Raw genomic sequence first — 13,024 nt, forward strand, 5'->3', positions numbered from 1 at the left:
GATTACTTTTAATGTTGATATTGTTGATGTGTGTAACTGTGCACGCTGATATTTGCTTCAGCGCAGCCTAAATAAGAGTTGTGACCGAGTAGCAAATCGTTTTGCCCTAAGGTTTGCTCTGTTACAGCTTGATTAGCCACCTTAATTTGACAAATCCACTGCACATTACTAGGTAAATGAGTGCTTAACATGGCAGCCATTTTTTTGCCTTGTGAGTGCTGAGGATTAAGCGCTATCGCGGTGTCAGAATCCACAGGACCAATCACTATGGTCAGTACGCTACCACTGACTAATACGCGCTCGCCAAGAACCGCTGACTCGCCTAACACCATCTGTTGATCTTGACCAAATGAACTTGGCGAGTCTATTTGCTGCCAATTTGCTCGGGTGTCATCCACAGTCAGTTGCTCAACCTCTAGTGAGTGGCGAAGTAATTGCGCTAAACCCGCTGCGCTGGTTTGTTTTAAACTGGCGATACCACACTGAACTTTTTGCTCAGTTTTGGTTGATAAGATGGCTTCGATTAAATGATCGAATTGCTCTGCACCACGGCCTTCAACATTGATGTGCGACTTTTTCCATGCTTGAAACAATTGGCAATAAAGCACATGATTAAACATGTCTAAAAACTGCCTGACTCGGCCCCCACTTTCTTGATCACTTGCCGCCTGTTCGAGTAAATAATGTGGCATAGGTGCATCTACACCATACAAGCCTAAAAATGATGTCGATAAGCTTAATCGGCCACGACCAAGGTTATCTAATTCGCAGCTACGTACATCAGTGGCAGGAAAGCCAAGTTCTTTATAAGGCTTAAAGATAACTCGCTCGCTAATACCTTTTTCAAGTTCTGAAGGTGTTGCCCAATGTTTTTCAATGAGGCTCATCGCCTTAAACAAATTAAACTGCCAAGGAGCTGCAATCAGCTTTTCTATTGGTTCAGGTAACTTTGCCCAAACAGGGTGATTTATTGACTCGTGCATATTCATAACTGATAACTCTTGCCCGGTTCAATTTCCCAGCAGTGGGTTTTATAACTCGGAATCGCATTGACTCGGGTCTGCACGCTCTCGTTAATTGGCGCATACATTAAAAAGAACTGATGCAGCATATTGCAAAAGTGGTATAAGTCGGCATCACAAACAAATTTGCTTTCATCAATATCAATCAGTACATCAACACCTTTAATAAAAATGCCACGCTTAATTTGACTAATCGGTGTTGCGGTAATTTTTTGAATGCTATCAATACGTAATCGGTTTTCAGCTTTTTGTGACCAATCAAATAATACCAGTAAGCGTTTTAATTCGGTAACTTGTGTAATCTGTGAAAATTTCACATTTAATAAGCTTATCAACTGCCAATGCTTTGGTTGTTCAGGGCAAGGTAAATAGTTAGTCGGGCGAATTACATTTTCTACATTGGCAATGCTTGGCATATCTGGGCCGCCTATGTTTAAATCGCCCTCTTGGAGTAACTGCCTTGGCCAACCAGCATTAAAAACGGTTAAATCAACCGATAAGGTTTCTTTTTCTTCTTCAAGGTTAAATGGCAGCTGTAAATAGTGGCACGGCGCAGCACCGCCCACATCTTTCGTTAAGACGGTAAACAGTTTCTTTTCGTCTTCAAACACGCTCTGGTACCTGGGGGTGTAATCATACGATTTGCCACTTAACGAGTTGCGTCCTTTAACCTCATTAACGGTGTAACTGAAGATATGATCTGTTCTGTTTTGATCAGCGGTGATCATGTAATCAGTGCGGTTTGACTCTATGCGTATTGGCTCTGCAGGTTGTGCAAACAAATTAATAGCTGGCACGCAATTGAGTAAAATATTATCGCGGCTTAATTGATGACCCGGCGGTAATTTACTACTGCCTCTAAACACCAGCTCAAATCGATCAATATGCTCAGGTAAGGTCAGATCTTTTAAACCATCAAAGCGCATAAAGTAAAAACGGTCTTTTGCGTTAAAGTAGTCTAACAGCAGCGCATAGCCCGGATGGCTTTGTTCTGCATGCGGTAATAAAGCGCCATCTATATCTAAATAAGTAGCACTACAACCTTTTACTTTTAACTTTTTATTATGTTCAAAATACGAGGGGCCAAAATCAAGCTCAGTATACTGCTCTGCTGTTTTTAAAAGCTTAAACAATGAACTACATAAAGGCGTGTCACCACGTAAGTAAAACTGTAAATTTGCAAGGTCGTAGTTTTTGCGCTCACCTTGGCAAACAAAGCGTAGGCCAATACGTAGCTCAGATCCTAAATGCGACTCTTGATAACGCACATGCTCAACATCAAGAGGACTAACTTGTAGGTCGTGCGTTGTTGTAAAGGTGATATGTTTTTTATCAACCACTGACTTATCAGCGCTTAGCGTCAGCCCTTTTTCAATAAGATGTGATTTTTGCATTGCCAACTTAGGGCTAAACTTTACAACCGTGCTTGATGGGTAATAACTCAATAATATAGGGCATAGCTGACGCAGCACTTGCTCTGATACCTCAGGAACAGACTCATCTAAACGCTTTTGCGTATGCGCAGTTAAATAGGCAACACCTTCGAGTAGTCGTTCAATATGGGGGTCACGATCTTTTAGCGCATCGATATTTAACATGCCTGCGTGCTCAGGGTAATGCTGAGCAAACTGTTTACCGGCTTGGGTTAATAAGCGCATTTGTGCATCAAAATACTGTTGCATTGAACTATCCTTTTACGCTGAATTAATCAAACTGCTTGGCATGCTCTGCCACATCGGCTTTACCACCCGACTCAAATCGGGTGTTAAGTTTGATACATTGTCCTGAGGTTAAAAATGCTTGTATATCAAGCCTAATCACGCAATTTTCTTCACGAATTTCCATTGGAATGACATTGGCATAGCGAACTCGTGGCTCGTATTTTTCTATCAATTTTTTAACTTCAAACGCCAAGGTGTGCTGTGAATACGGAAGGCCCTCGTAGATATCTTCGACATCAGGCAACCCATAATCGACCAAATGTTTTAACACGCCACGACGCGCATTAAGTAATTCATTTAGATGTTTGCAGACACTGTTTTGCTCATCAGTTTGAAAACCTTGATGACCATTTCGTGTGACAGGTTGAGTTAAAAAATCGAATAACGCCATAAACTTACCTCTAAGAAAAGGATATGCTTTCGCATATCCTTTAATTTTGCTGACTTATCGACCTTCAGTCCAAGAGTCAGAGAACTCGATGTTGCCATCAAGGTAAGTCCACGTAATGCGCTTATAACGTAGGCTAACTGTTTCAAGGTGCGGGTAACGCTCCTTGTCTAAGTCTTTTACGTTATGCATTGTTGGTAGAATTGAGGTGATTTTTACATCTTCCAACTTGTGGCAGAAATATTCACGCTCGGTCCCTGTGTCATCAATACGGTACCATTTAAGCTCAAGTTGCTTAAGTGTTTGACCGTTTGAGCACGCTTTGTACAGGTATGGTGTTGCTGCATCAACCGCTTTTGTAATAACAAAAGGTTCGTGCTTACGAGTACCTGTTAATTCGCCTGTGTCGTTATCTGTAGGAATGCGAAGTTCATGATCAAAGTGTAGGATCTCAATTGAACCTTCACGCTCTGCAACAGTTACAGAACCTTTGATGTCATTACCTTGGTCATCCTTTAACCACATATACGCTGGAATTGCCATTTCATTATTCTCCTTTTAGAATGAATTGTTTCCTGTTTAATGGCATAGGCATAAACAACCTTGTTTATGCCCCCCAAAAAGCCCGATGCTTCATGCCACTGGGGAACATGTCCCAAGTTGGCTGCAACCAACTTGGGGCCATTCTTTTACACCAACCAGCTACTCACCAAATTGACGTATTTACACAGCCTGCTTAAATCCGTTTCATCGGCGGCTTGGCAGTTCATTTTTCGCCAGGCATTTGCCCAACAAGCGCAAGGCGAACATCAATACCTTCAACTTGGAAGTGCGGAACAATGTAAGTGCTCACGCGGTAATAACCTGGGTTACCTGGGATCTCAGATACCGTTACTTTTGCGTCTTTGAGCGGGTGCGTTGCAATTAACGACTCATCTGGGTTATTCATCTTCGTTACTAACGCACCTAACCAATCGTTTAACTGCTGCTCTAGCTCATGACGAGGTTTACTCGAACCAATATTTTCACGCTGCAATACTTTTAAGTAGTGAGCAATACGCGATACTAAGAAAATATACGGTAAACGCGAGTTAATACGGGCGTTTGCAGTTGCTTCAGCTGTTTCAAGTACTTGCGGCTTCTGGGCACTATTTGCCGAGAAGAAACACGCAAAGTCAGAGTTTTTGTAATAGCTAAGAGGAATAAAGCCTTGGTTAGCAAACTCAAGCTCTTTGGTCTCTGAGATAAGCACTTCTGTAGGGATTTTAGTTTCAGAGCCCTTACCAGCTTCAAATGAATGCAAAGGTAGATTTTCAACTTTACCACCCGATTGCGGGCCGCGAATATTCACCGACCAGCCATTATCATGGAAGCTACGAATAATGTTGGCAGCAAATGCAAATGTTGCATTACCCCATAAGTAGCGCTCGTGGTGCTGACTGTTCACATCTTCTTGGTAGTTAAAGTTACGAATTGGGTTTGTTTCACCATACGGTAAACGTAGTAAGAAACGCGGGAAAGCAAGACCAATATAACGAGAGTCTTCTGACTCGCGGAAGTTTTTCCAACGTAAGAATTCAGCACGCTCCATATAAGAGCCAATATCTTGAATTTTAGATACTTCGTCTAATGACTCTTTTAAGAAGAACTTAGGACCTACGCTGCCCATAAATGGACAATGCGCCGCTGCCGAAACGCGCGAGATTTCTTGGAGTAGTGAAACGTCTGGCGCTGAGCAATCAAACTCAAAGTTAGACACCATAGTCGATACCGGTTCGCCACCAGGGGTATCATAATCTGATGTATAAACATGCTTATATAACGCTGATTGTGTTGTATCTGGCGCTTCTTCAAAATCATCACGCAATGTTTCTTTATCAACATCGAGCATTTCAATTTTGATATTCGCGTTATTTGGCGTGCGGTTAATTAAATAACGCAGTGAACGCCACGCTGATTCTACTTTTTGAAAATCAGGGTGGTGTAAAATCTGATCTAATTGCTGCGAAATAATGGTGTCTACTTTTGCAATATAATCATCAAGCAATAGCTTATCGATGCGTGTTACTTCTTCGCCACTCATACCTGCCATATCTAAAAAGACATTAATAGCGGCAGTAAGACGCTCATTCGCACGTGTTTCTGCTAGATTACCTGCATCTCTAAATGTATCTAGTTTGATTTCATCGCCTACAGGGGCAATATCAACCATGCTACATAGGTTTTCATAAGTTGATAATGGCGCTTGCTCTACCGTGTGAGCAGCTACATTTAATTGTTCTTGCATTGACATAGCGGCGTCCTTATTCCGTCACAGGTTGTTTTTCATCTTCAGAAGCAAGCGGCGCTATTTCATCTAGCTTCGCTTTTAGCTCATCAAGTTCTGGTTGGTTTTGTAAAACACGTTCCAACTCTTTTCTAAGTGATGAGTTATCAAGAAGGTTTGACTTCAAGTCACGTAACAAATTACGCATTGCCATCATTTTGTTTAATTCAGGCACCTGTGCAGCAACCTGCTCTGGATCGAACGATTTAAATGAATCAAACTGCAAATTAACATTGATATCACCGTCGCCTTTAATCTTATTTGCCACCTGAAAGTTCGCTTTTGGCGCGATATCTTTCAGCACTTGCTCAATGTTATTTTTATTGATCGTCACGCGTTCGCGCTCAGCAAGTTCTTGGCTATTCTGACCATTAGAATAGTCACCAATAACCAGCATTTTTAAAGGCAATTCGCTTTTTTGTGATGCCCCATCAGTATCAAGCTCTAACGATATGTTGATCCGAGCTCGTGGGATCTCTTTTTGAAATGTATCTGTCATGTTTCTTCCTTTGCAGTTTGTTTGTCTAACGACTAAATTCCAATTAGGCGTGTTACACCCACGCTATTGCTTGAGCCGGGTTTGTAACCATCATTCGCTGACTAATTTGCTTAGCAGCTAAACTCATGTCATCACTCTCTGTCTGAGACAAATTGGCATAACATTGCTTGGCGAAACGCCATACTTCCATGCAAAACTGTTGTTGCCACTTCGCTAATTGATAAGTTTCAATTTGCTCGAGTAATTCGGTTAAAATTGCCAATGCGTGCTCATAATGCTCTGCTTTAAGTAACAACTTAGCTTTAAGCAATTGACTTTGAGCTTGGTCGAATCCAGTTGGCGTACTTAATTGTGCAACCAAGCTAAGGGCTGCACTTAACTGCCCTTTTGCAACTTGCTCGCTTAAGGCTATGTAATGCTCGTCAAATGGATTTGCTTGCACTTGAGTTGTTTCATTTTGCGAAGCATGTGAATTGGCAATGTCTAATAACGCTTCTTTGTTCTGTGGGCTGCATAACCCCGAACCATCGTCATATTTTAAATTGGTTAATAACGGAAATTGACTGACTAAAGTGACTAGCTGTTGCTCTAACCACTGTACTAATTTTGCTTTATTTAGCTGTTTCAACGCTGACAAAGTAAGCATTTGCAGATTCAAATTAAACTGCATAGCGCCTTCCATAAACAAACCCTCAGCAAGTAACAATGCTTGCTCTGCTTGTTCAGTTGCCAGTGCGTTTTCAATGGGGGCGAAGGCAGCCGCACGCGGTGCTGGCAGTCTTGTTTTGCCATTTTCATTGGCAGGTAACGCTAATCCAGACCAACGTGCTGCGCGCGAGAGCTTTAAAACCCGTTCAATGTTGTTTTGTTCTTTATCAAAATTAAGCAGCTCACGAATTGCTGCTAGGTAAGCACTATCGCTGGCAATGTCAGCCACTTTAGGTGCAGTTGTCACTGGTTTTGCCTGAACAACTTGTTGCGCTACGGGCTCAGTCGTTGGCTCGCTGACCACTGTTGTCTGATGTGTTTCAGGCTCTGATTTAACTTCTGGTTCTGGCTTAGCGACAGGATTGCGAATTACTTGCTCTTTAACCCACTCATTCAGAGTTGATAAAGGCCCTGATTCAGCATCAAGTACAGGCACTGAAACCTGATTATATTCAGCTAACACAGTCTCTAATTCAGCCCATTGCTCAGGGCTCGATGATTGAGCTTGGGCAATTCCTTTTAAGCGTTCTTGTTGTTGTAAAAACCATGTGTTAACCGCACAACGCATACGTGCTTTTAAAGGATGAACCTGTTCACTAAACTGACTTAATAGTTGATTAAACAGTTTTAAAGAATGGGTTAAACCCACCACGCCAAACTCACTGGTAGCCGCAAGGCACAAGTAGCTCACTATACGTAAATCTTTACTTTGGTTTTGCAAAAGATCGGTGGCTTGAATAAACATGACTTTAAAATCAACTTCGCCCACACCTGACGATGAAGCTTTAAGTGCTTTAAAGGTTTCTTCGTATTTTAGATCTTCACCACACGCAAGCCCCGAAAGTGGCTTACTAAGCTCTTCAAGCCACAGCTCCCAGCTGTTATGGGTATGCGGATTAACTACACTCATGCTTTGCACCACCTTCTGAGCGCATCGTAAACACTTACATTATCCATATCAGCAAAATTAAGGCTGTATTCGCTCGGCACTTTGTCTAGTGAGAGATTTACTAAATCAATAATGTCTTTTGACTTATCCTCAGCAAGCCACACTGAACCAAAATAAGATGCCGGTACAGGGCGACAAAACACCGTTAGGCTCGGTTGCGAACTTTCATTTCCTAGCTGGTAAAAGAACCAAGGTTGCCAATTATGATCGGCAACGATCGAAGCAATTAAATGTAGCCAAAAACCTGCAACCAGGGCACTTTCGTGACTAAAGTGTGGCATAGGTAGTCGAATACCAAATTGTGTACGTAGGCAACCTCTATTCGCAATCGACTTTAATACCGCTGAAAGCTCTTCAATTAAAACCGCTCTGTGATGAATGTCGTTGATCCCTAAATGCTGCCAAACCACACTCATCGGAATACTGCGTAATTTATCAAGCTCTTGATTCAGATTTGGCTGCTGCTTTAATGCATCGGCCACTTTACTATACGATTTAGCTTGTTCAGCCATCGCATCAATTGAATGTGCTTCAACGATGCGCTGATTAACCCCTAATAGGTGCTCAATGACATGACTTGCATATAAAAATAGAAAAGCAGGGTGACGTTTGTAAGTCTCAAGTCCGCTATGAATAAACGAACTAAACGGGTAAAAACGACCGCTGCTATCAGTGCTTGGCTGTAAAACACCTAACAAACTACTGTCGTCACTGTTACCAGATACAAAAAATAACGAAGAAACACCATTTAATGCAGTTGTTTTACCGCCAATAACACCTCGGTTTATATGCGCGAAACCTTCTTGCAACCAATGGTCTAATGCAACAGACTCCCGAGAAGATATATTTAACTTTACAAAATCAGGCCTAACAGGAGTTTTCCCCATGTACCCGTAGGTAAACTGCTTAACCAGCGTTGGCGACTTTTTCTTGGTAAACAAATTAAACATACCTGCCCCTATTGAACCGAGGCTCTGCTTGCTTGCGCAAGTTGTGGCTTAGGTGCAAATAACGAATTAGGCAATGCAAAAGAGGTCAACATGTACTTTGAAAAAATACCGCTATTGCGACCAGACTTTAATGAGAACTGTACTTTTAAACTTTGCTCTGATTTATCAACTAATTCCCAGGTAGCAAGAAACTCTGTACCCTTTATCCATTTCACATTTGCTTGGTTAAGTACTTTTAATAAAGCCCATGGACCATCTTGCTCAATAGTGACTCTTCGTCCGGCGTTATCTAAACCATACAAAATAGCTTTTTCTGCTGCGCCTCTTCCTGGCCATGAGAAATTACGCCACTCTTCCGGTTCATTTCTATAGCGATAACCTTGCTCAGAGAACCCTAAATACGTTTCGCGAATGCCTTTTTGTGGTACGGGCATCATTTGGAAGTTAAAACCAGCCGCGTCTGAGCCGTTCAAGAATAAAGAGCGTGTTACTTTATTTGCTTTTGTTAAACCGTCTAATAACTCTTGATTAAAGCCAATCCCCACACCGTTCCATTGCTTTTCTTCCCATACACCTCGGCGTACTTTCATGAATGGTTTAAGTTGGCTATTAATAAAGTTCCAAAGCACTCCGGTTTCACTATTTAAGAACTCAGAAACATCGGCAATAGCAGCATCAGGGCCAGTTAAGTTGAATGGGTACTTACCAGCAATGCTGCTGCTATACATGGTATAAACTTGGTTTTCCCATTCTTCATTTAACTGGCTACGTGCTTTTGCCATGATACTTGCAATGCCTGACTGCAATGGCGCTTTAAATAACACATCAAGCGTGTCTTTTGTTTCTGGGTCTAGCGCACGAGTTTGGCTTTCTATAATGATCCAAGACGATTGCAATGCATTATCTTGGCTATTTCCAGACAATAAGTCTTGTACAAACACCATTGCTTGCGCATCATCTTCATTGCTGGCAGCCATCGCTTTTATATCTGAGTGAATGCTGCTCAAAGAACTAATGTACTGACTCATATAATCAGACATCTGCTTATCTTCATCATGCTGCGAGAAGCGACGCAAGTCAGCAAAACGTGTTTCAAGTTCAGGGGCTCTAACAGTACTAACTTGAGAAAAATCAGGGCGCTCTGCAACTTGTTTTGCTAACTTTCCTTTGGCCACTTTTTTAGCCGCCGTATCTGTTGCACCAGAAAGAATGGTCGCTATTTTGTCGTTGTTTGCACTAACCGCAGATGGTTTATCTGCAACAACGATGTTGTCATTCACCAACGTCATCAGATCAATGAGTGGCCCATCAGTTGACGAAAGGCGTGCAAAATTAATACTGGCATCATTTAAATCTCTAAAAGTAGGCACTTTTATACTGTTCAAAAACGCGAACCATGTATTGCCATAGTCTTTGAAGTAATAACTACGCATTGCTTTTGCCAGTGCATCAGCTTGCGCTTCATCAACCGCATTTTGACCGCTTTCATTACTTGTGCCCATTACCCAATCACCAGAGAATACCAGTCGAGAAATACGTTTAATTTCTGGATAAACATACTCTTGCCAACCTGCATTGGTATAGACATAAGGAATACTAAAGTTGCTTTTCAGTACATCGCGATTTTTCGCAGTCATAAACTGTTTTAGTTGAATGGCTTTTTTACGCTCAGCAAAGCTACTAATAATTTGTTGATATAGAGGTTCGGCTTCAGGTTGTGTGTTCAGGCTATTCCTTGCATTTAATACAGCCGTTTCATTATTTTGCCAAAATAAAATTTCACCTGGGTTTTCTAGATCTGTGCTTATGTTCGCTAAATATAAATCAACTAAATCGTTTAATTGTGAGGTGATCGGTGAATCAGCTTGAGCATCAATCTCAATGTTAAAGTGCTGGCTAATAAAACTAAGTAACTGCTGCTTGGCAAACTCATCGTCTTTGTGTTCAGGGTGAGCACTTAACATTAGATGTAATTTCAAAGCATCATAATATGCCTGACGACTTGCTGCGCGAGCATCGGCATCATCTGCTGACCAAATAGCTTCAAACTCTTTCAGCTGCGCAAGCGTTTGTTTTTCTGCAGGAAGGGTGATCAACTGATTTAATTGATTAAACAAAACCTGCGAAACACTAGTTAGAGTTTCGTCACCCTCGTAAATGCCAAAAATGAAATACCATGGCAACTGCTTTTCATAATTATTAAGCGATTGATAATGCTCAAATAAATCAAGCGTAGCTGCAAGTTTTTGCTCATCTTTTGCTTTATTTACATTCGCTTCTACAATCGCTTTTACACGGGCTTCACCTTGATTCAACAATAGCTGGTTACTGGTATAAGAAGTAATGAGTAATGCTGTCACGGCGGCAATACTTGCCAAACCTGAAGTCACTGTTAAACCTTTTAACCAGCGGCCAACCAAGCGCTTTTTGCGGTTACCACGAGTTAGGTCTTGTAACTTGAAAATCACATCATTAAAAACACGATTGATAAAGTAGCTTTGCGTAATGCTTTCTTGTTTTTGCTCAACAACGACAGCACCAAATTGATCCCTTACGCCATTCGTAATACGTTCAATCGGTGTGCCCTCTTGCGTGCCAGAGGTAAAATATACACCAGCAAACCAAGGAACCTCTTGATACGGGTTGGCTTTAAATAACAAGTTTACAAACTCAGTCAACTTTGTTGATGCTGATTTAAATTGATTCGGGAAATCTAAAATTAACTGCTTACGGTGTTCATTACGTTCGCGGGCAACCTTGCTCAAACGTTGCTCACAAAGGCGTTGGTATAACTCCTCCATGCGCACTTCAAACATTTCAGCCGGATCATTTTGTTGATCTTCACTAATATCTAGCAAATAAGCACCAAACACTTGCTCACGTTCTTTTTCTGTTAAGTCATTAAAAAATGGCTCAAAGCCGCTGATCAAGTCTGTTTTGGTAAAGGTTATATAAACCGGGAAGATCACCCCAAGTTGCGTAATGAGCTCTTCAATACGCTCACGAACTAGTTTTACGTGTTGACGAATCTCTTCACTGTCTGAGGTTAAAACATCTGCAACACTAATCGCGACCATCACACCATTAATAGGCAGTTTAGGACGATATTTTTTGAGCAAGCTTAAAAAAGATAACCACTCTTTGTTTTCAGATTGCTCTGTTGTGTAACGCCCTGCGGTATCGATCAGAATTGCTTGATCTGAAAACCACCAGTCACAGTTACGCGTGCCACCAAAACCTTGGATGTGCAGTTCATTTGAATTTGAGTATGGAAAATGCAAGCCAGAGTTAGCAAATAATGTACTCTTTCCGGTGGCTGAAGGACCAATGATCATATACCAAGGTAGTGCATACAAAGCTGTATTACCACGGTATCCTGCGCCAAGATGGGAAGCTTTTAACGAGCTTAATGCTTCTTGCATCTTTTCTTTTATTTCATCAAGTTCAGCACTTGAACCCGCATTATGGCTCGCAAGTTCAGAGGCTAGCTTATCGCCCGAACGCTTTGTCCATAACCAACGGATAAAAATAAAAACGATAAAAACAGCTGTTACCGCAGCCATCGCGATAAGCTTTTTATCTGTCGTGTCTAAACCAACGATTCGGCCAGCAAACCAAATAATACTGAGCACAGCAATTAAGCCAATTAACTGCCCTGTTGCTCTTGATGACACTAAGCCCAGTAAAAAGTGCACTAGGCCGCTTTTGTTCACTCTTCCTTGCATTACTTTTCCTATCGAGTCTCGTTGGTTTTACTTAATTGCGTAAGTACTTCTACTTGATTATCTATACGTTGGCTGCTCTGAGTTGCTTGCTTGTTAATAACAAAATGAAAACCAGCAAAAAGCGAAACAATCGATGCCAAGCAAATTGATAAAATTACCCAATAAGGAATGTTTCGGCCTACCTTCATTGCAAACCCTTCAAGTGGCGCGCCATTATCAGATAGTTGCCCTCGTGGAGTACCGCGTACATCTTCTATTTGCGCACGTACATCAACAATTAAGGCTTTAAGTTGCTCAATTCCTTTCACTTTGTAGATACCCTCAAAGCCAAGTTGCAAACAAATGTAATACACTTCTAATGCTGCAAACTTTGGCTCACCACCGGTACGAAGTTTTGCTAATCGCTCAAAAAACTCTTCACCCGCTCGATTATTACCAAAAAACTCAAGCTGTAAGGGTCTCGACATCCAATCCATTCGAAAATGCGCGCCAGAGCTCATTACAAATTCATCACACATTGCAGTCAGGGCAAACTTAACTTCCTGCATAACGCTGGTTGTTACTTGCTGGGTATAACAATTACGTTCAAACTCATCAAAACTCGTAAGTAACTGCTCCCGAAAGTCGTTTAGTTCAAGATCTGTCGATTGCTTTAACTTTAAAGGCGCAAGCGCGTTTATCACTGGCGCAATACAGGCGATTAAATCAAGTTCGTTTTTTGCTTCTTGCATTGTCT

Annotated in this window: 10 protein-coding genes; all 10 read right to left on the reverse strand. The window is 41.6% G+C overall.

The window, feature by feature from the left end; genetic code table 11:
- Nucleotides 1–8 precede the first annotated feature (8 nt).
- A complete protein-coding gene (gene tssG, locus AADY36_RS16960; RefSeq protein ID WP_342409308.1) occupies nucleotides 9–983 on the reverse strand; it encodes a type VI secretion system baseplate subunit TssG in 975 nt (324 codons plus the stop codon).
- A gap of 2 nt (nucleotides 984–985) precedes the next feature.
- Nucleotides 986–2,704, reverse strand: coding sequence for a type VI secretion system baseplate subunit TssF (gene tssF, locus AADY36_RS16965; RefSeq protein WP_285221019.1), 1,719 nt, complete (start codon nucleotides 2,702–2,704; stop codon nucleotides 986–988).
- Between the two features lie 22 nt (nucleotides 2,705–2,726).
- A complete protein-coding gene (gene tssE, locus AADY36_RS16970) occupies nucleotides 2,727–3,134 on the reverse strand; it encodes a type VI secretion system baseplate subunit TssE (protein ID WP_055197342.1) in 408 nt (135 codons plus the stop codon).
- 54 nt (nucleotides 3,135–3,188) lie between these two features.
- On the reverse strand, nucleotides 3,189–3,674 hold the full coding sequence (locus AADY36_RS16975; protein WP_054554067.1) for an Hcp family type VI secretion system effector: 486 nt from the start codon (nucleotides 3,672–3,674) through the stop codon (nucleotides 3,189–3,191).
- A gap of 223 nt (nucleotides 3,675–3,897) precedes the next feature.
- Nucleotides 3,898–5,424 (reverse strand): type VI secretion system contractile sheath large subunit, encoded by a 1,527-nt coding sequence (tssC, locus tag AADY36_RS16980; RefSeq protein ID WP_054554070.1) that lies wholly within the window; start codon nucleotides 5,422–5,424, stop codon nucleotides 3,898–3,900.
- A gap of 10 nt (nucleotides 5,425–5,434) precedes the next feature.
- The gene (gene tssB / locus AADY36_RS16985) at nucleotides 5,435–5,956 is read right to left on the reverse strand and encodes a type VI secretion system contractile sheath small subunit (RefSeq protein WP_054554071.1); all 522 of its coding nucleotides are present in this window, start codon (nucleotides 5,954–5,956) and stop codon (nucleotides 5,435–5,437) included.
- Between the two features lie 52 nt (nucleotides 5,957–6,008).
- Complete coding sequence (locus tag AADY36_RS16990; protein WP_342409309.1) at nucleotides 6,009–7,574, reverse strand: type VI secretion system domain-containing protein; 1,566 nt, start codon at nucleotides 7,572–7,574, stop codon at nucleotides 6,009–6,011.
- The gene (gene tagF / locus AADY36_RS16995) at nucleotides 7,571–8,563 is read right to left on the reverse strand and encodes a type VI secretion system-associated protein TagF (protein ID WP_055197346.1); all 993 of its coding nucleotides are present in this window, start codon (nucleotides 8,561–8,563) and stop codon (nucleotides 7,571–7,573) included. The genes AADY36_RS16990 and tagF overlap by 4 nt, the downstream gene beginning before the upstream one ends.
- 8 nt (nucleotides 8,564–8,571) lie before the next feature.
- Nucleotides 8,572–12,288 carry a type VI secretion system membrane subunit TssM gene (gene tssM / locus AADY36_RS17000; RefSeq protein WP_287201915.1) on the reverse strand — a complete coding sequence of 1,239 codons (3,717 nt, stop codon included), beginning with the start codon at nucleotides 12,286–12,288 and terminating at the stop codon, nucleotides 8,572–8,574.
- Between the two features lie 8 nt (nucleotides 12,289–12,296).
- Entirely contained in the window at nucleotides 12,297–13,019 is a 723-nt protein-coding gene (gene icmH, locus AADY36_RS17005; RefSeq protein WP_054554075.1) for a type IVB secretion system protein IcmH/DotU, read from the reverse strand.
- Between the last annotated feature and the right edge of the window lie 5 nt (nucleotides 13,020–13,024).

The sequence above is a fragment of the Pseudoalteromonas sp. D15MCD-2 genome (assembly GCF_038562745.1).
Taxonomy (GTDB): Bacteria; Pseudomonadota; Gammaproteobacteria; order Enterobacterales; family Alteromonadaceae; genus Pseudoalteromonas.